The 21,713-nt window shown below is 45.0% G+C and carries 23 protein-coding genes; 4 read left to right on the forward strand and 19 right to left on the reverse strand.

The window, feature by feature from the left end; all coding sequences use genetic code 11:
• Nucleotides 1-610 precede the first annotated feature (610 nt).
• The 7 genes from VEJY3_RS14125 to dusA all read right to left on the reverse strand — a co-directional run bounded on the left by VEJY3_RS14125 (nucleotide 611) and on the right by dusA (nucleotide 7,616).
• Nucleotides 611-1,390, reverse strand: coding sequence for a phosphoadenylyl-sulfate reductase (locus VEJY3_RS14125; protein WP_014233127.1), 780 nt, complete (start codon nucleotides 1,388-1,390; stop codon nucleotides 611-613).
• A complete protein-coding gene (cysI, locus tag VEJY3_RS14130) occupies nucleotides 1,383-3,119 on the reverse strand; it encodes an assimilatory sulfite reductase (NADPH) hemoprotein subunit (RefSeq protein WP_014233128.1) in 1,737 nt (578 codons plus the stop codon). The genes VEJY3_RS14125 and cysI overlap by 8 nt, the downstream gene beginning before the upstream one ends.
• Nucleotides 3,119-4,990 carry an assimilatory sulfite reductase (NADPH) flavoprotein subunit gene (locus VEJY3_RS14135; protein WP_014233129.1) on the reverse strand — a complete coding sequence of 624 codons (1,872 nt, stop codon included), beginning with the start codon at nucleotides 4,988-4,990 and terminating at the stop codon, nucleotides 3,119-3,121. The genes cysI and VEJY3_RS14135 overlap by 1 nt, the downstream gene beginning before the upstream one ends.
• 117 nt (nucleotides 4,991-5,107) lie before the next feature.
• On the reverse strand, nucleotides 5,108-5,338 hold the full coding sequence (locus tag VEJY3_RS14140; protein ID WP_014233130.1) for a hypothetical protein: 231 nt from the start codon (nucleotides 5,336-5,338) through the stop codon (nucleotides 5,108-5,110).
• A gap of 150 nt (nucleotides 5,339-5,488) precedes the next feature.
• A complete protein-coding gene (locus tag VEJY3_RS14145) occupies nucleotides 5,489-6,148 on the reverse strand; it encodes a TIGR04219 family outer membrane beta-barrel protein (RefSeq protein ID WP_014233131.1) in 660 nt (219 codons plus the stop codon).
• A 108-nt stretch (nucleotides 6,149-6,256) separates the two neighbouring features.
• Nucleotides 6,257-6,472: an envelope stress response protein PspG gene (gene pspG, locus VEJY3_RS14150; protein WP_014233132.1), complete on the reverse strand. Its 216-nt coding sequence runs from the start codon at nucleotides 6,470-6,472 to the stop codon at nucleotides 6,257-6,259.
• Nucleotides 6,473-6,635: 163 nt separating this feature from the next.
• Nucleotides 6,636-7,616: a tRNA dihydrouridine(20/20a) synthase DusA gene (gene dusA / locus VEJY3_RS14155; protein ID WP_014233133.1), complete on the reverse strand. Its 981-nt coding sequence runs from the start codon at nucleotides 7,614-7,616 to the stop codon at nucleotides 6,636-6,638.
• A 344-nt stretch (nucleotides 7,617-7,960) separates the two neighbouring features.
• Between dusA and zur the strand changes: the two genes are divergently transcribed.
• Both zur and VEJY3_RS14165 read left to right on the forward strand, forming a co-directional pair.
• Nucleotides 7,961-8,419, forward strand: a complete 459-nt coding sequence (gene zur / locus VEJY3_RS14160; protein WP_014233134.1) for a zinc uptake transcriptional repressor Zur — start codon at nucleotides 7,961-7,963, stop codon at nucleotides 8,417-8,419.
• A 15-nt stretch (nucleotides 8,420-8,434) separates the two neighbouring features.
• A complete protein-coding gene (locus tag VEJY3_RS14165; RefSeq protein ID WP_005381269.1) occupies nucleotides 8,435-8,896 on the forward strand; it encodes a chemotaxis protein CheX in 462 nt (153 codons plus the stop codon).
• 90 nt (nucleotides 8,897-8,986) lie between these two features.
• Here VEJY3_RS14165 and pgi read toward each other — a convergent pair whose 3' ends face one another.
• Nucleotides 8,987-10,639 (reverse strand): glucose-6-phosphate isomerase, encoded by a 1,653-nt coding sequence (gene pgi / locus VEJY3_RS14170; protein WP_020334604.1) that lies wholly within the window; start codon nucleotides 10,637-10,639, stop codon nucleotides 8,987-8,989.
• Between the two features lie 306 nt (nucleotides 10,640-10,945).
• Between pgi and VEJY3_RS14175 the strand changes: the two genes are divergently transcribed.
• Nucleotides 10,946-11,365, forward strand: a complete 420-nt coding sequence (locus tag VEJY3_RS14175; RefSeq protein WP_014233136.1) for a secondary thiamine-phosphate synthase enzyme YjbQ — start codon at nucleotides 10,946-10,948, stop codon at nucleotides 11,363-11,365.
• A 57-nt stretch (nucleotides 11,366-11,422) separates the two neighbouring features.
• Here VEJY3_RS14175 and alr read toward each other — a convergent pair whose 3' ends face one another.
• Complete coding sequence (gene alr, locus VEJY3_RS14180; RefSeq protein ID WP_014233137.1) at nucleotides 11,423-12,499, reverse strand: alanine racemase; 1,077 nt, start codon at nucleotides 12,497-12,499, stop codon at nucleotides 11,423-11,425.
• A 13-nt stretch (nucleotides 12,500-12,512) separates the two neighbouring features.
• Nucleotides 12,513-13,913 carry a replicative DNA helicase gene (locus VEJY3_RS14185; protein WP_014233138.1) on the reverse strand — a complete coding sequence of 467 codons (1,401 nt, stop codon included), beginning with the start codon at nucleotides 13,911-13,913 and terminating at the stop codon, nucleotides 12,513-12,515.
• A 320-nt stretch (nucleotides 13,914-14,233) separates the two neighbouring features.
• Between VEJY3_RS14185 and VEJY3_RS14190 the strand changes: the two genes are divergently transcribed.
• Nucleotides 14,234-14,998, forward strand: a complete 765-nt coding sequence (locus VEJY3_RS14190; RefSeq protein ID WP_049794646.1) for a DUF481 domain-containing protein — start codon at nucleotides 14,234-14,236, stop codon at nucleotides 14,996-14,998.
• Between the two features lie 87 nt (nucleotides 14,999-15,085).
• Here VEJY3_RS14190 and rplI read toward each other — a convergent pair whose 3' ends face one another.
• The 9 genes from rplI to aroK form a co-directional block, all read right to left on the reverse strand.
• On the reverse strand, nucleotides 15,086-15,538 hold the full coding sequence (gene rplI, locus VEJY3_RS14195; protein ID WP_014233140.1) for a 50S ribosomal protein L9: 453 nt from the start codon (nucleotides 15,536-15,538) through the stop codon (nucleotides 15,086-15,088).
• Nucleotides 15,539-15,571: 33 nt separating this feature from the next.
• Nucleotides 15,572-15,799, reverse strand: a complete 228-nt coding sequence (gene rpsR, locus VEJY3_RS14200) for a 30S ribosomal protein S18 (RefSeq protein WP_000090472.1) — start codon at nucleotides 15,797-15,799, stop codon at nucleotides 15,572-15,574.
• 16 nt (nucleotides 15,800-15,815) lie between these two features.
• Nucleotides 15,816-16,118, reverse strand: a complete 303-nt coding sequence (gene priB, locus VEJY3_RS14205) for a primosomal replication protein N (protein ID WP_014233141.1) — start codon at nucleotides 16,116-16,118, stop codon at nucleotides 15,816-15,818.
• Between the two features lie 8 nt (nucleotides 16,119-16,126).
• Nucleotides 16,127-16,516 carry a 30S ribosomal protein S6 gene (gene rpsF / locus VEJY3_RS14210; protein WP_014233142.1) on the reverse strand — a complete coding sequence of 130 codons (390 nt, stop codon included), beginning with the start codon at nucleotides 16,514-16,516 and terminating at the stop codon, nucleotides 16,127-16,129.
• A 231-nt stretch (nucleotides 16,517-16,747) separates the two neighbouring features.
• Nucleotides 16,748-17,419: a ribulose-phosphate 3-epimerase gene (rpe, locus tag VEJY3_RS14215; protein ID WP_014233143.1), complete on the reverse strand. Its 672-nt coding sequence runs from the start codon at nucleotides 17,417-17,419 to the stop codon at nucleotides 16,748-16,750.
• A gap of 93 nt (nucleotides 17,420-17,512) precedes the next feature.
• Nucleotides 17,513-18,352: a Dam family site-specific DNA-(adenine-N6)-methyltransferase gene (locus tag VEJY3_RS14220; RefSeq protein ID WP_014233144.1), complete on the reverse strand. Its 840-nt coding sequence runs from the start codon at nucleotides 18,350-18,352 to the stop codon at nucleotides 17,513-17,515.
• Nucleotides 18,353-18,421: 69 nt separating this feature from the next.
• On the reverse strand, nucleotides 18,422-19,915 hold the full coding sequence (locus VEJY3_RS14225; protein ID WP_014233145.1) for an SPOR domain-containing protein: 1,494 nt from the start codon (nucleotides 19,913-19,915) through the stop codon (nucleotides 18,422-18,424).
• Nucleotides 19,916-19,967: 52 nt separating this feature from the next.
• Nucleotides 19,968-21,068, reverse strand: coding sequence for a 3-dehydroquinate synthase (gene aroB / locus VEJY3_RS14230; protein ID WP_014233146.1), 1,101 nt, complete (start codon nucleotides 21,066-21,068; stop codon nucleotides 19,968-19,970).
• A 31-nt stretch (nucleotides 21,069-21,099) separates the two neighbouring features.
• Nucleotides 21,100-21,618, reverse strand: coding sequence for a shikimate kinase AroK (gene aroK, locus VEJY3_RS14235; RefSeq protein ID WP_014233147.1), 519 nt, complete (start codon nucleotides 21,616-21,618; stop codon nucleotides 21,100-21,102).
• Nucleotides 21,619-21,713 lie beyond the last annotated feature (95 nt).

Genomic DNA, 21,713 nt, shown 5'->3' on the forward strand with positions numbered 1-21,713 from the left:
GCTCAATGAATACTGAACATTACATAAAGTAATGTTTGAATTGACTGTGCTGAATCCGAAGATTCAATGGTCACTTCGTATCATTGAAACCTAATTTGATACCGAGGTATCTAATTGGATTATCATCAACGAGTGCCCACACAGATTGATAGGTTCTTATTTTTAAAGAGCTACTCTTCTTTGCGATTCGTATCACTTCGGAAGAGGCGGCCATTCTAGCGAGATAATTTTCTGTGTCAAACACTTTTTGCTTTTTATTTTACTTTTTAAAAGTAAAGGCAATTAACTATTTCGCTTTTCTTTTTGACCTTGCCGACTTTGCTTGAACCCTTATGAGCGCTTGCCCTGTCGACGAGGTGGCATTATAGAGATCGCGCTCACATTGGCAAGCGTTATTTTGCAAAATTTGCAAAAATAATGGTTAAACGATGACTTTTCACTCAAACCCTTATTTATCCAACTTTACCCCTAACAACCAAACAGGTTATCCACAGAGTTATCCTTAAATGCCTGTTTTTGAGTCCTGCTTTTTACTTCTATAAATAAAAAAGAGAGCTGCTTTACAGCAGCTCTCTTTTTATAGGAGATGGAGACCAAGCTCTATCTCTTCTTATATACCCGAACCATCTTGTTCAGAGTCATCATCTTCGTGAAGTCCACATTCACGCTTCAAACCAAAGAATCGAGTTTCTTCCTCTGACATTCCAGGTTCCCACTTCTGCGTAGTATGTGTATCACCTACAGAGAGATAACCTTCATCCCAAAGTGGATGGTATTTCAGTCCGTGTTGCTCTAAGTAATAGTGGACATCTTTATTCGTCCAATCGATTACTGGCAAAAACTTAAATACGCCATTCTGAATTGATAGTATCGGCAAACCTGCTCGAGATTTGCTTTGCTCTCTGCGAAGGCCAGAAAACCAAGTTCCGACTTTAAGCTCTTTCAATGCGCGACGCATTGGTTCAACTTTATTGAGTTTGTTGTACCTCTCAATCCCTTCAACACCCTGCTCCCAAAGTTTTCCATAACGAGCTTCTTGCCATTGAGCACTTTCTACTGCTCGGTAAACTTTTAGGTTGAGGTTCAGTTGCTCGGTTAACTCATCAATAAAGCGATAGGTTTCAGCAAACAAATACCCGGTATCCGTTAAGATAATTGGGATGTCTGATTTTTCTTGAGTCACAAGATGAAGCATTACTGCGGCTTGGATACCAAAACTAGACGAAACGGCAAACTCTCCGTCTAGGTTTTCCAAAGCCCATTTTACTCTCTCTTGTGCCGAAAGCTGTTCAAGTTCGACATTGATTTGGGCAAGACGGAGGATTTGCTCCGTCTTAGTTAATGTCAGCAACTCTGCCAGCTCCGGTTTGGAAGCTACAGAATCAAGCATGCAAGTCCCTCTTAGATACTTTGACTTCTTGAATGATGCCAGCGCGGATTGCAAAATCACCAAATCCTTCGCCAGTTTCACGCTCTGTAGCCCAACGACCTACAAGCTGATCAATCTCTTCTAGTATCTGTTTGTCAGTGATGTTTTCTTTATACATCTTCGGAATACGTGTACCCGCTCGGTTACCGCCTAGGTGAAGGTTGTAACGACCCGGTGCTTTACCTACTAAACCAATTTCCGCCAACATTGCGCGGCCACAACCGTTAGGGCAACCAGTGACACGCAGAATGATGTTGTCTTCTTCAGGTAAACCGTGTTTTTCCAGGATACCTTCTACATCAGTAACAAACTGAGGTAGGAAGCGTTCGGCTTCCGCCATTGCAAGCGGACAAGTCGGGAACGCCACACACGCCATTGAGTTTTTACGCTGTTCACTGACGCTATCATCAACCAGGCCATGCTCACGAGCGATCTTCTCGATTAGCTCTTTTTGATCAGCCGGTACGCCCGCAACAATCAGGTTTTGGTTCGCTGTCATGCGGAAATCACCTTTGTGAATTTTCGCGATTTCAGCGACGCCCGTTTTTAGTGGCTTACCTGGGTAATCCAATAAACGACCATTCTCGATAAACATCGCTAAGTGGTGCTTACCATCAATGCCTTCTACCCAACCGATTCGATCACCGCGTTCGGTAAACTCGTATGGGCGGCTTTCTTCAAACTGAATGCCAGCACGTTTTTCTACTTCCGCTTTAAAGACGTCAATACCAACACGATCTAGTGTGTATTTAGTTTTCGCGTTCTTACGGTTTGAACGGTTACCCCAGTCACGCTGAGTCGTTACAACTGCAGCGGCAACATCGAGTGTCTTTTCTAGTGGAACAAAACCAAAGTCGTCTGCACGGCGAGCGTAAGTTGACGTATCGCCATGCGTCATTGCCAGACCACCGCCAACAAGCACGTTGAAACCAACCAGCTTGCCGTTATCTGCAATTGCGACGAAGTTCAGGTCGTTCGCGTGTACATCCACATCATTTTGCGGAGGGATCACAACGGTCGTTTTGAACTTACGTGGTAAGTAGTTTTTACCAAGAATCGGCTCGTCTTCTTCTGTCGATTCAACTTTCTCACCATCTAACCAAATTTCAGCATACGCACGCGTTTTTGGTAGAAGATGCTCACTGATCTTCTTCGCCCACTCGTATGCTTCCTGGTGTAGCTCAGACTCTACCGGGTTCGTAGTACACAGTACGTTACGGTTAACATCACCTGCCGTTGCGATTGAATCAATACCAATGCTGTTCAACGTTTGGTGCATCAACTTGATGTTTGGCTTCAGTACACCGTGGAACTGGAACGTTTGACGCGTTGTCAGACGAATACTTCCATATAGAGAGTGCTCTGTTGCAAACTTATCAATCGCTAACCACTGCGTTGGGGTAATAATACCGCCAGGCATACGAGCACGAAGCATCACGTTATGAAGAGGCTCAAGCTTTTGCTTGGTACGCTCGTTACGGATATCGCGGTCGTCTTGCTGATACATACCGTGGAAACGAATTAACTGGAAGTTGTCTGCGGTAAAACCACCAGTAATACGATCCTGTAGGTCTTGCTCAATAGTGCCACGTAATAGGTTACTTTCTCTTTTTAGACGCTCGTTATCAGATAGTGGTCCTAGCTCTTCGCCTAATACAACCTGCTTATTATTCTCAGTCGAAAAAGTCATTAGTACACATCCCTCTGATAACGTTTCGCTTTACGTAAGTCATTAATAAATTGTTCTGCTTCATCGCGAGCCAGTTTACCTTCCTGCTCTGCAACAATGACAAGTGCGTCATGAACATCTTTTGCCATGCGGGTAGCATCACCACATACATAGATGTAAGCGCCTTCTTGAATCCACTGCCAAACTTGCTCAGCGTTTTCTAGAATACGGTGTTGTACATAAACCTTTTCTACTTGGTCACGGCTAAAGGCCACATCCAAACGGCTTAGTGCACCTGACTTAAGGTATTTTTGCCATTCAACTTGGTACAAGAAGTCTTGCGTGAATGTGCGGTCGCCAAAGAACAACCAGTTTTTACCTTCTGCATCGCGGTTTTCGCGCTCTTGAATAAAGCTACGGAATGGAGCAATACCAGTGCCCGGGCCGACCATGATGATTGGTGTATTGTCGTCTTCTGGCAGTTTGAAGTTGTTGTTGTGCTCGATAAACACTTTAACTTCACCACCTTCTTCCAGGCGTTGTGCCAAGAAGCTAGACGCACCACCGTAACGTTTCTCTTCGTTGTGATCGTACTCGACCAAACCGACCGTCAAGTGTACTTCTTCATCCACTTCAGCTTGGCTTGAAGCAATAGAGTAAAGACGAGGAGTTAGACGACGAAGTAAACCGACCAGTTCATCAGCCGTTAGCTTAGTTTTCTTCTCTGCCAGCACATCTACGATTTGCGTGTTAGCCGAGTACTCACGAAGCTTGTCTTTATCTTCAACCAGCTTTTGCAACTTCTTGCTACCAGAAAGCTCTGCAAACTTAGTCACAAACTGAGGGTTCGATGTCGTGATTTCGTATTTACTCACTAGCGCACTGTGAATAGACAGACTCTCGCCATCGACTTCTACCGTTTCAACACCTGACAGGCCAACTTTGCCAAGAACCGCATTTGCTAGTTCTGAGCTGTTTTCATACCACACACCTAACGCATCACCAGGTTGGTAAGTAAGACCCGAGTCTTCCAGATCGATTTCGATATGGCGAACGTCTTTACCTGAATCTCGGCCAGTGATCTTTTGGCTGGTCAACAGTGTTGCTGTGTATGGGTTCTGCTTGTTGTATTGCGAATGCGTTGCCGCTGCTTGTCCAACAGGAAGTTGCACAACTTCAGCTTCGTTACCAGATGAAAGTGTTTCTTTTACTTTCTCCAGTGCGCTCTTACGCCATTCAGTAGCAGGTGCTTCGTAGTCAACGTCACAGTCAATGCGGTCGATAAACGGCTTCGCACCTAATTTTGATAAATAAGTGTCGAAGTCTTTACCTGTTTGACAGAAGAATTCATAGCTTGAATCGCCAAGCGCAATAACACCGTACTGAAGGTTAGGCAGTTTTGGCGCTTTCTTAGATTGCAAGAACTCATGCAGTTCAATGGCATTATCTGGCGCTTCGCCTTCACCATTCGTAGACGCGACGAAAATAACGTGCGTTTCTTTAGCTAGGTTTTTGCCTTTGTAATCGCTGGCATCAAATAGCTCAACGGCAATTCCTTCTGCTTTTGCTTCTTGCTCTAAAGCTTCAGCAACACCTTTGGCATTACCTGTTTGAGAAGCAAAAATAATACTCAGTTTACCTGCTGGTTTTGCTGATACAGCAGCTGCAGCTTGCGTAATTGGCGTAGCCGCTGCACTCGGTTGATTTTGAGCCAAACCCCAGAAGTAACCACTGACCCAAGCAAGTTGTTGCGAAGACAACCCAGAGACAGTGTTTTGGAGTGAATTAAATTGTTGGTCATTCAGCGGGCTAGCGATTGGAGGAACTCCCCCTTGCCCGTTATTATCATCAGACACATTATTGTGTGAATACTCATTCTTTTGAAAAGACATTATCACGACATCCCTATTCATTGCGTGACGATAGAGTACCCACTCTCCTTAATAACAAGAAAGAATAGAAGTGAATGTTTTATAACTTTTTGGAAGTAAGAACGGCTTAGTTTTTGCTCAACGGTCTTCAATGCGGACTTGTTGAAACCCTACGGCCATCGCTGACTTTGATGCTGCATCCAAATCTTCATAAAGACATTCTTCACCATGATTGTCTGTCAGAAACACGAATCCACCTCGTGCATGCCTAAACTCCACGACCCAACCACCTTCTTGGATCGACGGTTCAATAATGGCTTCCACAAGCTGGTTTTCACGAAATAGATGTCTTAATTCATTTATTGTCATCGCTATCCCTGCTCTAACTTTCACATTGATCCTAGATAAGCATGGTCTAACTGGAGAAAATAGGCAGAAAAATTCGATTACATATAATGAAGAGGTATAAAAAAACGCCGCTTATAATGCGACGTTTTAAAACCAGAACCGTTAATCGGCTTAAAAAGTGTATTCAGCACTCAAGAAAAAGCCATCGGCGAAAATGAACTCTTTACCTAAACTTGAAAGAAATTGTTCTGATTCCAAGTCTATCACTCGATAGCCACCACGAAATGCCAGTTGGTTTTCTTGCAAAGGCAGTTTGTATTGAATGCCTGCCATTAGATCTGTGCTTTTAATGCCATTACTGTCACCAAAGTTCATTTCTCCAATCACATCAAAATTGGTATTTGGAACGGTTATTTCTGCGTAGCCGTACCATGCCCAAATGAGATCATCAAAATCTTCAGTGCGAGGAGAGGTGCCAGCATCAATGTACTTCGTATCACTTAAATTACTGAAAGTAAGGCCGGCATCAAAGTGCAATAAATCATGCTCTAACACTTGGTAATACAGCGTCAGATCTAATTTATCAAAGCCCATGTAATCAGCATCAATGCTGGTATATCGCAAGCGTGCATTAGGAACGTATTTTACGTCATGTTCAATTGCGGCATAGAATGCGCCAGTCGTACTGCTATCTCTTCTGACTTCGTTAACTTTTGTATCTGCCGCCCAGACATCCACGCCAACTTTAGTTGAAACGGAAGACTCAGCGAAAACAGGAAAAGTGGCTGCCAGCGATAGTGCTGTTAAAGCGATGGTCGCTTTATTTGTCATGTAGTGTGTTCTCCGAGATAGCTGATATTCAACAGTTAGGGTATGAGTAGAAATATACCACACTCTCATACCCCTCCATCAACTAAATCAATGAGATCAACGGATCGCCTATTTGTAGCGAGGCTGCGCAACCACGTTTTTGAAAAACCAAATACCCAATGCGATGACAATTAGCCAAGGTAACAGTTTTAGTACCGCACCTATCATCCCCAGTAAAAACATCACAACCAGAGCAATACCTGTTGCCGCGAATACTGTCACCATCGTGATGCCCGTTACTAATAGGGTCGCCGCAAAGACTAAAAGAAAGATCAGCTCCAACATAATTACTTCTCCATACATTTTTCAAATAACAGAGCAGGTAACATGCCAACTTGGAAGAATTAAGATAATCCTTTGATATATAAAAACAAAAAAGCCAGAGGCATTTCTGCATTCTGGCTTACTTATTCTCTAGTTGGTCATTTTAACCAACCACTGGTGAATTTTACACATTCAACTCTTTTGGGATCTTCGCTAACGCATCTTGCAGCACTTCTAGGCCAGAACCAGGCTTGTGCGCATTTTCACTGATATGACGACGCCATTGACGAGCACCCGGCATGCTTTGGAATAAACCCAGCATATGACGAGTAATATGACCGATATATGCGCCTTTTGCGAGTTGCTCTTCAATGTAAGGGTACATTTCTTCTACAATTTCGCTGCGCTTTTTCACCGGAGCACTCGAACCAAATAGTTCTTGATCGACCGAGGCAAGAATATACGGACTTTGATAAGCTTCGCGGCCAATCATCACACCATCAAGATGTTGTAGATGCGCTTTCGCTTCTTCTAACGATTTTACCCCGCCATTGATAGCGACAGTTAGATGAGAGAAGTCTTTCTTTAACTGGTAAGCACGCGGGTAATCCAATGGTGGAATCTCGCGGTTCTCTTTCGGGCTAAGGCCACTTAGCCAGGCTTTGCGCGCGTGAATGGTAAACTGCTCACAACCGCCTTTCTCAGACACAATCGACACAAAATCCGTCAGGAACTCGTAAGAGTCTTGATCATCAATACCGATACGTGTTTTTACTGTAACGGGTACATCAACCACGTCTTTCATTGCGGCTACACAGTCTGCGACCAGCTGAGGCTCCGCCATTAGACACGCACCGAAGCGCCCGTTTTGCACACGATCAGATGGGCAACCCACGTTCAGGTTGATCTCATCATAACCACGCTCCTCGGCAAGCTTGGCACACTTAGCCAGGTCTTCAGGGTTCGAACCACCCAACTGAAGGGCTAACGGATGCTCCTCTTCGTTGTAAGCAAGAAAGTCTCCTTTTCCATGAATGATCGCGCCTGTGGTCACCATTTCAGTGTACAGCAGGGTTTCTTTGGTCATTAAGCGATGGAAGTAGCGACAATGACGATCGGTCCAATCCAACATTGGTGCTACGGAGAGCCTGCAAGAATGAGTCATGATTTCAACACCCGTTTTTATGTTACCAAGGTCGAGCGCAGCAGTACGCCCAAAAAATAAGTCGGGTATTGTATACCCAAGTCACCTTAAGGTGCTAGTTTCCACATGAAGTTCTTGGCCATAAAACCAATCCGCAGATGATGTGAATACTGTCTCCAACAAAGAAGAAGTGGTCGATAAAAACGATTTCTGCACCGTCTTACCATTCTGTTATGACCACTTCGTCACGATGCGAGGAGCGATTTGCTTTAATTCATGATTTTCGCAGTGATAGTAGGTAAAATGAAATATCTCTAGACGAACTTCGTAGAGAAAGAATTTATAATTGAGCACGTCCAATAGTTATGGTGAAAGGTTTGACCCCAACAATCATTGAACAAGTTGAAAATATCTGCGCCGAGCGCGGAGTAAGATTGACTCCCCAGCGCCGACGTGTGTTTGAACTTATCTGTTCGAATCGCAGTGCATCAAGTGCGTATGAGCTATTGGAGCAATTAAAAGAGAGCGAACCACAAGCGAAACCACCTACGGTTTATCGCGCCCTGGACTTTCTCCTCGAGCAAGGCTTTATCCATCGAGTAGAATCAACCAACAGTTTTATAACTTGTTGTTCTTTCAATACGCAACAACACTTTTTTCAATTACTAATTTGTGATAAATGTGGTGCTGTTGTTGAACTCGAAGACGAAAACTTGATCGCCCTGTTAGCTAAAAATGCTGAAAAGCATGGATTCAAACTCACTAATCAAGTTATTGAAACACATGGTGAATGCCAAGCCTGTGCTTCCGAAACGAAAGAATAAGTATAGAAGACCAATATGCGCGCTGAATTTGTAAACCCGTTTTTAGCTTCTTTAATGAATGTGCTGAAAACAATGGCTTCTCTGGAGCTGAAGCCTCAAAAACCTCGAATCAAAAAAGATGAAATCGCACGAGGTGATGTTTCAGGTTTAATAGGCATGGTTGGTCCGCAAACTCGTGGCTCAATGTCGATTACCTTCGATGAAGCGTTAGCATTGGAAATCATGCAAAACATGCTTGGAGAGCGCCCTAACGGACTCAATGAAGAAGTGACCGATATGGTCGGTGAAATCACTAATATGGTGACAGGTGGAGCAAAACGAATTCTGGCTGAGAGTGGGTTTGATTTTGATATGGCAACGCCGGTTGTGGTTTCTGGCCGAGGCCATACTATTCGTCACAAGTGTGAGGGCTCGATTATCATCATGCCTTTCTCGTCGCAATGGGGAAATGCGTTTATCGAGATTTGCTTCGAATAACCCTCTCTATTAATGAGTGAAACTAACGCACTCAACTCAGAGATTCAAAAAAGGTCAGCAATAGCTGACCTTTTTTATTCTAATCGTGCATTACGCTTTGAAAGCTTTGAATGCGTTGATCAGACCATTTGTAGAGCTATCGTGTGAACTGATTGCCGATTCATCAGCTAGCTCTGGCAAGATTTGGTTTGCTAGCTGTTTACCAAGCTCAACACCCCATTGGTCAAAGCTGAAGATGTTCCAAATAACGCCTTGTACGAAGATCTTGTGCTCGTACATTGCGATTAGGTTACCTAGCGTGCGAGGCGTGATTTGCTTAACTAAGATAGAGTTAGTTGGGCGGTTACCTTCAAATACTTTGAATGGAGCGATTGCCGCTACTTCTTCTGCATTTTTACCAGATAGTACCAACTCTTCTTTCACTGTCTCTACACACTTACCAAACGCAAGCGCTTCTGTTTGTGCGAAGAAGTTCGACATCAGTTTCTGATGGTGATCACTTGCTGGGTTGTGGCTGATTGCAGGTGCAATGAAGTCACATGGGATCAGCTTAGTACCCTGGTGGATTAGCTGGTAGAACGCGTGCTGGCCGTTTGTACCTGGTTCACCCCAGATGATTGGGCCAGTTTGGTAAGTCACAGCATTACCGTCACGGTCAACGTATTTACCATTTGATTCCATGTTACCTTGCTGGAAGTACGCTGCGAAACGGTGCATGTACTGATCGTAAGGCAGGATAGCTTCAGACTCTGCGCCGTGGAAGTTGTTGTACCAAATGCCGATAAGCGCCAGGATCACTGGGATGTTGCTTTCCAGTTCTGTTGAGACAAAGTGCTTGTCCATCTCGTGCGCGCCATCAAGTAGCTCAACGAAGTTGTCGAAGCCAACGGCTAGTGCAATTGAAAGACCGATTGCAGACCATAGAGAGTAACGACCGCCAACCCAATCCCAGAATTCAAACATGTTGTCTGTGTCGATACCGAACTCAGAAACTGCAGTCGCGTTAGTAGAAAGTGCCGCGAAGTGCTTAGCAACGTGTGCTTGATCGCCAGCCGTTTCCAGGAACCAATCACGAGCAGAATGCGCGTTAGTCATGGTTTCTTGAGTTGTGAATGTTTTAGAAGCAATCAGGAATAGTGTTGTTTCAGGATCGACTTTCTTCAGTGTCTCTACGATATGAGTACCATCAACGTTCGACACGAAGTGCAGGTTTAGATGGTTTTTGTATGGTGCCAGTGCTTCCGTCACCATGTAAGGACCAAGGTCAGAACCACCGATACCGATGTTTACGATATCTGTAATCGCTTTACCAGTGTAACCTTTCCATTCACCGCCAATCACACGCTCTGTGAAAGACTTAATTTTTTCCAGAACGGCATTTACAGCTGGCATTACGTCTTCACCATCAACCATAACCGGTGTATTCGCACGGTTACGCAGAGCGGTGTGCAGAACTGCACGGCCTTCTGTCTGGTTGATCGCTTCACCACTGAACATCGCTTCGATTGCAGATTTCAGCTCAGTCTCTTTAGCAAGAGTGAACAGGTGCTTCAGAGTTTCCTCATTGATGAGGTTCTTTGAGTAGTCGACAAGAATGTCTGAGCCGAAACGTGCAGAGTATTTGTCAAAACGATCCGCGTCTTGAGCAAACAGCTCTTTTAGATCCATATCTTGTGCAGATTCGAAGTGCGCTGTTAACGCTTTCCAAGCTTGTGTTTGCGTTGGATTGATATTTTTCAACATGGTCTTTATCCCGATGTTACAGTAGGTTCCATTCCTTACAGTCTAGCGAAAACTGCGGAATCCCCGATTTAGCAAAAAGAATTTAAATGTAGATGTTTGGGCGTTTTGCCACAAAACAAGTCTTTGTAATTTTTTTTCAGGCAACAATTATGACCGAGAGCATTTACCCTCACATTGAGTTAGGTCACGTTAGCTGCCCTGAATTTGAACAATTCATTCATAGGTATAGAATAATATCATCAAGTAATGACAGGCTCTAATTGGATTAGAATAGACGCCAAATTAGAAATGTCCAAAGGAACGCGTATGTGGACGCAAAAAACACTAAATTTAAAAGCAAGAAGTCGCGGTTTTCACCTGATTACTGATGAAATTGAACAACAATTACCGCAAATAAGTACTCTTTCAGTAGGTTTGTTACACCTTTTTATTCAGCATACCTCTGCGAGTCTGACCTTGAATGAGAACGCTGATCCTACCGTCCGTATGGATATGGAAGCGCATTTCAATAAGTATGTTCCTGAGCGCGCTTCTTATTACCAGCATACTTATGAGGGTGATGACGACATACCTGCCCATATTAAAGCATCACTACTTGGCAGCAGTGTGACGATTCCAATTCAGAATGGTCGCTTGGCGTTAGGAACTTGGCAGGGCATATACTTAGGTGAACACCGAGATTTTGGTAGCGGCCGTCGCATCATCGCAACGATAAATGGTGAATAAAAAATAGGGGCTAACGCATTGGTTAGCCCCTATTCTTGAATTGGTATTATCCGAAAGTTACTTTGAATATTCCATTTCGACACGTGGCGTTAGCTTGGTCACTAACTCATACGCTATGGTGCCAATGTGATGAGCCACTTCCTCAACAGGTAACTCTTTGCCCCACAGAATTGCTTCATCACCGACTTTGTCTTTCGCATCCGGCCCAAGATCGACGGTCAGCATATCCATCGAGACCCGACCGGCGATAGGCACTTTACGCCCGTTGACCCACACTGGTGTACCATTCGGCGCGCCTCTTGGGTAACCGTCGCCATAACCAACTGCAATCACACCTACTTTGGTGTCTCGCTCGCTCGTCCAGGCTCCACCGTAACCAACACTCTCGCCTTTTTTCACTTCACGCACTGCGATCAGGTGAGACTTAAGCGTCATCGCGGGTTGGTAACCTAAATCTTGTGCCGTTTTATCCCCAAACGGAGATACGCCGTACATGATGATTCCCGGACGAACCCAATCGAGGTGGCTTTGTGGCCACGCTAGTAGCCCCGCTGAGGCTGCTAGTGAACGCTCGCCATGACAGCCCTGCGTCAATGAATTAAACAGTTCTATCTGCTGAGATGTGATTTCACTGTCTAACTCGTCAGCACAACCAAAGTGGCTCATGTAACGCAGCGGTTTAGCCACATTAGGACACGCTTTGAGTCGTGAGGCTAATTCATCAAACTGCTCAGGGCGTACACCCAGTCGGTGCATACCACTGTCAATTTTGAGCCATACCACCACTGGTGTTTCCAGCTCGGCTTGTTCAAGAGCTATCAACTGCTCTTCACAATGCACAACGGTTTGGATGTTATTGGTCACCAGTACAGGTAAATCACCAGAAGAGTAAAACCCTTCTAACAACAAAATTGGCTTCACGACACCGCAAGCTCTCAGTTGCAGCGCTTCTTCAATACGCGCGACACCAAAAGCGTCGGCTTCACCAGTCTGCTTTGCTACGTGACGCAAACCATGGCCATAACCGTTGGCTTTCACCACTGCCATTACTTTGCTGTTTGGTGCTTGAGCTTTAACTCGACGTAAATTGTGTTGCAATGCAGACAGGTCAATACACGCCTTCGCGGCTTTCATGTAGCTCATGGCATTACTCATCATCAATGTCGAACGCTGGACCCGCATAATTGTCAAAGCGTGAGTGTTGGCCTTGGAAAGTGAGACGTACAGAACCGATTGGACCGTTACGCTGCTTACCAATAATAATTTCAGCAGTACCTTTATATGCGCTATCTGGGTGGTAAACCTCATCACGGTAAATAAACATGATCAAGTCGGCATCCTGCTCGATAGAGCCCGATTCACGCAAGTCCGAGTTTACCGGACGTTTATCTGCACGTTGCTCCAAAGAACGGTTTAGCTGCGAAAGTGCCACAACAGGTACATTCAATTCTTTCGCCAGCGCTTTAAGCGAGCGCGAGATCTCAGCGATTTCCAGAGTACGGTTGTCTGTTAACGCAGGCACTCGCATCAACTGAAGGTAGTCGACCATGATCATGGATAAACCACCGTGTTCACGGGCAACACGACGAGCACGAGAACGTACCTCTGTCGGCGTTAGACCAGAGCTATCGTCGATGTACATGTTTTTCTTCTGCATCAGGATACCCATGGTAGAAGAAATGCGCGCCCAGTCTTCATCATCCAGCTGACCGGTACGAATTTTAGTTTGGTCAACACGCGACAAGGATGCCAGCATACGCATCATCAACTGTTCAGCAGGCATCTCTAACGAGAAAATCAGCACGGGTTTTTCTTGCTGCATTGCCGCGTTTTCACACAAGTTCATCGCAAAAGTGGTTTTACCCATCGATGGACGTGCCGCGACAATAACCAAATCAGAACCTTGTAGACCTGCGGTTTTCTTGTTGAGATCGGTAAAGCCAGTGTCGACACCCGTTACACCATCCTGCGGAGTTTTATATAACAACTCAATACGCTCGAGGGTTTTTTCCAGGATGTTGTCGACGTTTTGTGGCCCTTCGTTTTCACTGGTACGAGACTCTGCAATCGCGAAAACTTTACTTTCCGCTAAATCGATCAAATCTTCTGAACTGCGGCCTTGCGGATCATAACCTGCGTCAGCGATATCGTTGGCCACGCCAATCAAGCCACGCACGATCGCACGCTCGGCTACGATATCGGCATACGCATTGATGTTAGCCGCACTCGGTGTGTTTTTCGCTAAGTCAGCTAAGTAAGCAAAGCCACCCACATCATCTAACTGCTCGTGACGTTCGAGGTATTCCGACAACGTGATAAGGTCGAGTGGTTTGCCATCTTCAAGAATGGTTTTTACACCTTCAAAGATAAGGCGGTGTGGACGGCTATAGAAATCACTGGCGACAACGCGCTCGGCAACGGTATCCCAACGCTCATTGTCCAGTAAGAGACCACCAATCACTGATTGCTCTGCTTCTAGTGAGTGAGGTGGCACTTTGATTGCGTCGACCTGACTATCTGAAGGTTTGCGATTTCTGTTTTCCGCCATGATTTTGCTCGATAACTACTAATGACCCAAGATTATAACCTTAACCCAACAGAGATGCTCCCTTGAAGCGAAAATTACTTGTTAAGAATCGGAATGCGTTCGGCTGAAAGACATTTTGATAACCAGGTCCGCTGGATAGTTAAAGCCCTAAGATAAGTGCCTACTTTATGGGAGATTTTAGCTTCTTTAATCCTGTAATTTTGCTCTTTACTAAGATTTAGTTAGCCTAACCAGGTCTAATAAAATTTAACCTACCATTGACCAAAGCGAGCATCTGTATCAGTATCATGCCCCTCCTTTTCATTACGTTCGAGGTTTATGTGTCCCGATACTGGTTACTAAGCGTTAGCATACTATGCGTGGGAGCATCGTACGCTGATGAATCAGTACAACCAGAGCAAACTATTGATGTTCCAGAACCACTGCAAACAGAAGTGGAATTTGGTTATCAAGCTCACACAGGTAACACGGACTCTCGTTCCCTGAATGCTCGTTTGAGTGCTGAATACATATCTGGTCGACATCGTTCTTATGGGGAGTGGAAATACTACAACCTGTATAAAGACGGTGAAGAAGATAAACGCTCTTCTACTTATTCAGTGCAGAGCGACTACAAACTCGGCCCTAGAACCTATTTGTATAGCAGTTTCAAAGGCGTAGATTCACGCTATAGCGCGTATTTTAAAGATTACACGCTTTCTGGAGGTCTGGGTTACCAGTTCTCCTACACGGAAGATCTCGTATTAGAGGTCGAGGTAGGTCCGGGTTATCGTTACCAGGAGCCTAATCTGGATGAAATAGATGACGACGATATTGTATTTCCGGATATCGTCCGTGAAGGGATCTTTCGTGGCAACCTGAACGCAACTTGGCATGCATTGGACAACCTAAGTTTCGCAGCCGATCTCACGTTAGTTACCGGTAGCAGTAATACCAGCTTGGATAGCGAGTTCAGTGTTACTAACGACATTACTGAAGATATTGCGTTAAAACTGACTCACTCTCGTCAATATCACGACAGAGTGCCTGAGGGGTTAAGTAAAGCAGATAGTGTTTTCTCTGTAAATTTGCTTTTCGTTTTCTAATATCCATTTACCGTTCATGCCCAAACATCAGACATAAAAAAAGCACCTCCGAAGAGGTGCTTTTTAGTATTTCGTCTTGATACTGAATTACTCAGCAGCAACAACTTGTAGGTTCACAGTTGCGAAAACTTCAGAGTGAAGTTGAACGCTGATCTCGAACTCACCAGTTGTACGTAGAGCACCTTCAGGAAGGCGAACTTCGCTCTTAGCGACTTCAACGCCTGCAGCTGTGATAGCATCAGCGATGTCACGAGTACCGATAGAACCGAATAGTTTGCCTTCGTCACCAGCTTTAGAAGCGATAACAACAGCTTCTAGAGCGTTAACTTTCTCAGCGCGAGCTTCTGCAGCAGTTAGTTGCTCAGCAACTTTAGCTTCTAGTTCAGCACGACGTGCTTCGAACATTTCAACGTTGCCTTTAGTAGCCATAACTGCTTTACCCTGTGGGATAAGGAAGTTACGAGCGTAACCAGATTTAACGTTAACTGTATCGCCAAGACCACCTAGGTTACCGATTTTATCAAGTAGAATAACTTGCATTGCTTAATCCTCTTTCTTAATAAACGGAACCGATTACTGATGCTTGTCAGTGTACGGTAGTAGAGCTAGGTAGCGTGAACGCTTGATAGCACGTGCTAGTTGACGCTGGTACTTAGCGCTTGTACCAGTGATACGGCTAGGTACGATTTTACCAGCTTCAGTGATGTAGTTTTTAAGAGTTGCTACGTCTTTGTAATCAATCTCTTGTACGCCTTCTGCAGTGAAACGGCAGAATTTACGACGACGGAAGAAACGAGCCATGGGCTATCTCCTGATCTTAAATTTGAGTAATGTTGTCGGCATGTAACACTAATTTCCCAACACCATTTCGGCCGGTCTGATAAGCGACAAAGCCACTTACCTTAATGTTACTACCTTGTACTAAATTCTGAGTTATTGCTTGTGACCCAAGCCCGCTGACTACAACCGGCATACGACAATAAACTTGTCTCGGTAAATCAGCTTCGATAACAGTAGAGCGATGCTCTAGCCAAAACCGACAGTGTTCAATGCCACCAGGGCTTTTACTACGAATGGGCGGTTTGGCAATAGTGCCGCTCAGCTCCATTCGATTGGTCATAACAAATATTACTCAGCAGCTTCTGACTTAGCTTCAGGCTTAGCTTCAGAACGCTCTTCACGACGTGGAGCACGCTCTTCTTTTTGCTTAAGCATGATAGATTGCTCAGTGATCGCTGCTTTAGTACGCATGACCATGTTACGTAGAACTGCATCGTTGAAACGGAAAGCAGTTTCTAGTTCATCAATTACAGCTTGGTCAGCTTCAACGTTCATTAGAACGTAGTGAGCTTTGTGAAGCTTGTTGATTGGGTAAGCCAGTTGACGACGACCCCAGTCTTCTAGACGGTGGATTTTACCGCCAGCTTCAGTGATAGAACCAGTGTAACGCTCGATCATGCCAGCAACTTGCTCGCTTTGATCTGGGTGCACCATGAATACGATTTCGTAATGACGCATTGGTTGCTCCTTACGGATTATTCAGCTTCCACAATTGGCTCAGTCGTCCAGAGGAAGCAAGGAACTAAAGATAATTGACTGAGTTTTAAGGAGCACGAATAGTACAGAAAGGACGCAAATTAGGCAAGTGATTATTTGCTCAGCGCGGTGGATATTTTCTTTTCGCGAAAACCAGAAACAACAAAGGCTGCCAATCATTGGACAGCCTTTCAAATCAGCAGGTTAAATTACTTATCTTACCTGTGATAGCTCTTCACGCATTTGGTCGATCACGGCTTTGTAGTCTGGCTGACCAAAAATCGCTGAACCAGCAACAAACATGTCTGCGCCCGCTTCAGCTATTTCACGGATATTGTCCACTTTAACGCCACCGTCAATTTCCAAGCGAATATCACGACCTGATTCATCAATCATCTTACGTACCGCGCGTAGCTTATCCATCGTATGAGGAATGAAAGATTGACCACCAAAACCTGGGTTGACCGACATCAGCAGAATCATATCTACTTTATCCATAATGAACTCAAGGCTTGCCAACGGCGTTGCCGGATTTAGTACTACACCCGCTTTACAGCCGTGCTCTTTGATCAGTTGCAGAGTACGGTCAACGTGCTCAGACGCTTCAACGTGGAAGGTGATCATCGATGCGCCAGCTTTCGCAAAGTCAGGAATAATGCGGTCAACAGGCTTAACCATTAGGTGAACATCGATTGGTGCAGTGATGCCGTAATCACGTAGCGCTTTACACACTGGTGCACCAAAAGTCAGGTTTGGCACATAGTGGTTATCCATAACATCGAAATGCACCACATCTGCACCCGCTGCGAGAACTTTTTCTACGTCTTCACCTAGACGAGCGAAATCTGCGGATAAAATGGATGGAGCAATAAGAAAATCTTTCATACCTGACCTCAGTAGTGACGAGCAAACCAATTTGCGCGCAATTCTACCGAAGCCAGTGGGGAGATCCACTATTTAGAACAAATAGTGTGAGAACTATGAAGCAGAGCTGTCTGAATCAGGGGTATTAAAAAGTGCCAGCAGTTCATCAACTTTATTTCGACCACTGCCATTACGGCTGATGGTGCGCTTCACTTTTACCACGCTCAAATCCGCTCCGTGGTATAAACGACGCGTTAATGTTGTATCGTGGTTTGAAATCAGTACCGGAATGCCGCGTTCAGTGGCGGTTCTTTCCGCGATATCGGCTAGTGCCGCCTGATCATCGAGCGTAAACCCATTTCCTGCATAAGAGGTGAAGTTTGCGGTATTTGAAAGCGGTGCATACGGTGGATCGCAGTAAACAACGCTGCCTTTACGCGCGCGACGAAACGTCTCGGGATAGCCTTCACAAACAAACGTGGCTTTCTTGGCTTTTTCTGCAAAGAACTCCAGTTCAGCTTCAGGGAAATACGGTTTCTTGTATGACCCAAACGGGACATTGAAACCGCCTTTTTTGTTGTAACGGCACAGGCCATTAAAACCAAAACGGTTCATGTAAAGAAAAGCAAGTGAGCGATACATCACGTCGTCAGTCTTGTTGAACTCAGCGCGAATACTCAGATAAGCTTCTTTGCGGTTATTTTCGGCTACGAACCAGCGCTTCGCTTCAGAGATATACTCCTCCGGACGCGCTTTAATAAGGTTATACAAATTGATCAAATCCGGGTTGATATCAGCCAGTAAATACTGATCGTAATCTGTATTCAAAAAAACAGAGCCAGCGCCAACAAAAGGTTCAACTAGCTTTCGAGCCGGTGGTAAATGACGTTGGATGTCTTCAACCAGTCCGTATTTTCCTCCTGCCCACTTTAGAAAGGCTCGTTGCTTTTTCATCTACTGCTCTATCTATCGACCCAAAATTAAGGTTGCGGAATGTAACATATTTTTCGGCGAAGCTCAGGTTTATTTCACGCGGTCAATTTCACGCTGTACCTGGCCTAAAGATTTTGCCCATGGACTGAGCGACTTAAGTGAATCTGGCAGCGCTTCAACGGCATCACGAGCCAATTGAATTGTCTGATAATCTCGGTAGGTGATGATAAACCATTCCACTTCATTACGGACCGTTGGATAAATACGCACTTCGTTATTCAACTGATACTCATCAAGGAATATCTGTACATCTTCCATTGAGGTCATCGCAGCAAGTTGGATGGTATAAGCGCGAGGTGACAACGCCTTTAGCTCTTCGCGAGCAAATGAAAACTTAACAACGGGTTTAGTCGCCGTCACCGATGATTCAGCGTATTGCACTGACGAAGCATCATTTGGCTTCACCACTTTTATCAACGAAGTGTTCGTCTCACCTTGAGCTGGTGTTGTCGCTTCTTCGGCTTGTTCGTCGTCAGAATCAGCAGGTTGCTCTTCTTTTCCTTCAAGCAGGGCGTCAACAACATCAGACTCAATCACAACACGTTGGTGCGTATCGTCAATACCGACACTGGCCACCTCTTCGGTGACTGTTGGTGGTAATGAGTCAGAATCATCACTTGCATTAAAAGCACCTGAACCAGTGGAATCACCTGTCACGGAAGTCAATCTACCACTTTCCGTCTCTGATAAAGTCGGGATCGCCGTTTGTTCAATGTTACCGGTCAATTGTTGCGCTCTATCATCTGGGCTCGGTTGGCTGAACATCCACCAATAACCACCAGCGACCAGCAATAACAACACCAAAATTACCAGCGTAATCTTGAGCGGGCTGCCGACAATTGAGCGGATAATGATCCTTTTTTCCACTTTCATCTCTCCTAATGCCATGATGTCACCCGGGATCGGATCCACTCTCTTAAATGCATCCCGAACTCGTTTTTCCGATTGATCATCCACATACCGTGCAACTAAAAACTCGAAAAAGCGACGAGCTTCTACTTCAGACAGCATATCGATATCCACCTCAACCGGCTTTATTTCTAACCCGTAGCTTATACGCGAAAGTACACCATCTAATCGGCCTGGTGGAGTGAGCAGCAATACATTGATTGTCCAGTTCGGTTTTTCCTGCGCCTGCAACACGAGTGTCCATAACTCTGAAATCAGAGTCGCACTCAACAACTGTGCATCATCAACGACAATGACGATATCACAACGCTCGTCACCTAATACCCGCTCGAGAGTATCAACCAAAGGCTCCTGTTGGTTGAATAACGCGTCGGAGAGTAGTTGGCTCAATATGAGAATGCGATGCTGAAGATCATCTTGATTTCTATGACAAAGTAGCAAACATTGGTTTTTGTTACTGGCACCCACTTCAAGATATCGTTGTGCCAACCAAGATTTACCAAAGCCAACATCGCCATTTATCACGATCAGGTTGGAACCAAAGTTGGTTAATAACCTCAATCGCTCTAATAGCTCTGTTTGAGAATCTAATTCCAGACCGTGAGCAGCACTCATCTAATAACCGTAAATCCACAAAAGAATGACGCCCAACGGCGCCATTACAAGATTAAATATTCCGACCAAATTCGATAGCTTGCTTAAGCACTTCTTGAGTCGTATCAGCAATGACCTCGGCAGTACCAATGCCAGTTGGTAAAACTAACCTTAGTTGACCAGAAAGAACCTTTTTATCGCGCATCATATGTTTGATAAAGTCGTCAAAGCTCATGCTATCAGGCGTATGCACTGGCAATTTAGCCCGGCGTAAAATCGCCACAATACGTTCAAATTGCTCTTCAGAAATAAGCCCACGCAAAAGCGAAGTTTTTGCAGCCATTACCGTGCCGGATGACACTGCTTCACCGTGCAGCCAGTTACCATATCCAAGCTCAGCTTCAATCGCATGACCAAAGGTGTGGCCTAAGTTTAGTAACGCGCGAATGCCGGACTCTTTTTCATCCTGAGCCACAACTTCCGCTTTAATTTGGCAACAACGAGCAATCGCGTAAGTTAGTGCATCTTCATCCAACGCATACAGACGCTCTAGGTTTTCTTCCAGCCAAGCAAAGAAATCTGCGTCGTAAATGATGCCGTATTTGATGACTTCAGCAATACCCGCTGCGAATTCACGCTCAGGCAACGTAGACAAGCAATTGGTGTCAATGATTACCGCTTTAGGTTGGTAAAACGCACCAATCATGTTTTTCCCCATAGGGTGATTGACCGCAGTTTTGCCACCAACCGAGGAATCTACTTGAGACAACAAGGTGGTTGGAATTTGAATAAAATCCACGCCACGCTGGTAACACGCTGAAGCAAAACCAACCAAATCACCGATAACACCGCCACCGAGTGCGATAATAACCACATCACGCGCATAGCTTCCTTCTAGCAGAAAGTTCATGACCTGATTAAACACTTCCAGGTTTTTGTACTTCTCGCCGTCAGGCAGTTCTAGCAACGATGCGCTGCATCCAAGTTGTTCTAGTTGATTAAGAATTTTATCTGCATACAAAGGGGCTACCGTGACATTGCTGATCACGACCACTTTTTGATTTGCATTTTTGTTTGAGAGAACTTGAGAAAGGTACGCCGGGTCCTCAAACAACCCGGCGCCTATAGAGATTGGGTAGCTACGCTCAGCTAGATTGACCGTAATCCGTTCCATCGGTGTGCTCCAATTTAAAAAAGATAAATACTTATCTCTCTTCTAGCATTTTTACGATCTGGTTGGCTACCACTTTTGCACTCTGATCGTCAGTGCGAACAGTGTAATCCGCTACTTCTTCGTATAGAGGGTTACGTTCTTTAGCTAATTGCTCCAATACTTCACGAGGACTATCCGTTTGAAGTAGTGGACGCTTCTTGTCACGGTTAGTACGTGCAAGTTGCTTTTCAATCGTCGTTTCTAGGTAAACAACAACACCACGTGCAGAAAGGCGGTTACGGTTTTCTTTGCTCTTTACAGAGCCACCACCCGTTGCAAGCACGATGCCTTGCTCTTGTGTTAGGTCTTCAAGCACCGATTCTTCACGCTTACGGAAGCCTTCTTCACCTTCTACATCAAAAACCCAAGAGATGTCTGCACCAGTGCGTTCTTCGATCACTGTATCGGAGTCAACAAACTCCATATGCAGCTGCTGTGCTAGATGTCTACCAATTGTACTTTTGCCGGCGCCCATAGGCCCAACAAGGAAAATATTACGTTTCTCAGCCATGTTTAGCAGTAATTTACAACATTGATTCAATAAGATCGCCACAAGAAAACACAGCTAAGCCGCTGTTCTACAAGGCTTGTGGCACCAATTCCTCA

The organism is Vibrio sp. EJY3, assembly GCF_000241385.1.
In the GTDB taxonomy this organism is placed as follows: domain Bacteria; phylum Pseudomonadota; class Gammaproteobacteria; order Enterobacterales; family Vibrionaceae; genus Vibrio; species Vibrio natriegens.

Excerpts from the sequence above, each read along its gene's own strand:
- aroK (WP_014233147.1), bottom strand. The coding sequence starts at position 21,618 with ATGGCTGAGAAACGTAATATTTTCCTTGTTGGGCCTATGGGCGCCGGC.
- rpsR (WP_000090472.1), bottom strand. The coding sequence starts at position 15,799 with ATGGCTCGTTTCTTCCGTCGTCGTAAATTCTGCCGTTTCACTGCAGAA.
- VEJY3_RS14165 (WP_005381269.1), top strand. The coding sequence starts at position 8,435 with ATGCGCGCTGAATTTGTAAACCCGTTTTTAGCTTCTTTAATGAATGTG.
- dusA (WP_014233133.1), bottom strand. The coding sequence starts at position 7,616 with ATGACTCATTCTTGCAGGCTCTCCGTAGCACCAATGTTGGATTGGACC.
- VEJY3_RS14125 (WP_014233127.1), bottom strand. The coding sequence starts at position 1,390 with ATGCTTGATTCTGTAGCTTCCAAACCGGAGCTGGCAGAGTTGCTGACA.
- zur (WP_014233134.1), top strand. The coding sequence starts at position 7,961 with ATGGTGAAAGGTTTGACCCCAACAATCATTGAACAAGTTGAAAATATC.
- VEJY3_RS14185 (WP_014233138.1), bottom strand. The coding sequence starts at position 13,913 with ATGGCGGAAAACAGAAATCGCAAACCTTCAGATAGTCAGGTCGACGCA.
- rpsF (WP_014233142.1), bottom strand. The coding sequence starts at position 16,516 with ATGCGTCATTACGAAATCGTATTCATGGTGCACCCAGATCAAAGCGAG.
- pgi (WP_020334604.1), bottom strand. The coding sequence starts at position 10,639 with ATGTTGAAAAATATCAATCCAACGCAAACACAAGCTTGGAAAGCGTTA.
- VEJY3_RS14175 (WP_014233136.1), top strand. The coding sequence starts at position 10,946 with ATGTGGACGCAAAAAACACTAAATTTAAAAGCAAGAAGTCGCGGTTTT.
- alr (WP_014233137.1), bottom strand. The coding sequence starts at position 12,499 with ATGAAAGCCGCGAAGGCGTGTATTGACCTGTCTGCATTGCAACACAAT.
- aroB (WP_014233146.1), bottom strand. The coding sequence starts at position 21,068 with ATGGAACGGATTACGGTCAATCTAGCTGAGCGTAGCTACCCAATCTCT.
- priB (WP_014233141.1), bottom strand. The coding sequence starts at position 16,118 with ATGACCAATCGAATGGAGCTGAGCGGCACTATTGCCAAACCGCCCATT.
- VEJY3_RS14220 (WP_014233144.1), bottom strand. The coding sequence starts at position 18,352 with ATGAAAAAGCAACGAGCCTTTCTAAAGTGGGCAGGAGGAAAATACGGA.
- pspG (WP_014233132.1), bottom strand. The coding sequence starts at position 6,472 with ATGTTGGAGCTGATCTTTCTTTTAGTCTTTGCGGCGACCCTATTAGTA.
- VEJY3_RS14225 (WP_014233145.1), bottom strand. The coding sequence starts at position 19,915 with ATGAGTGCTGCTCACGGTCTGGAATTAGATTCTCAAACAGAGCTATTA.
- cysI (WP_014233128.1), bottom strand. The coding sequence starts at position 3,119 with ATGACTTTTTCGACTGAGAATAATAAGCAGGTTGTATTAGGCGAAGAG.
- VEJY3_RS14140 (WP_014233130.1), bottom strand. The coding sequence starts at position 5,338 with ATGACAATAAATGAATTAAGACATCTATTTCGTGAAAACCAGCTTGTG.
- VEJY3_RS14135 (WP_014233129.1), bottom strand. The coding sequence starts at position 4,990 with ATGTCTTTTCAAAAGAATGAGTATTCACACAATAATGTGTCTGATGAT.
- rplI (WP_014233140.1), bottom strand. The coding sequence starts at position 15,538 with ATGCAAGTTATTCTACTTGATAAAATCGGTAACCTAGGTGGTCTTGGC.
- rpe (WP_014233143.1), bottom strand. The coding sequence starts at position 17,419 with ATGAAAGATTTTCTTATTGCTCCATCCATTTTATCCGCAGATTTCGCT.
- VEJY3_RS14145 (WP_014233131.1), bottom strand. The coding sequence starts at position 6,148 with ATGACAAATAAAGCGACCATCGCTTTAACAGCACTATCGCTGGCAGCC.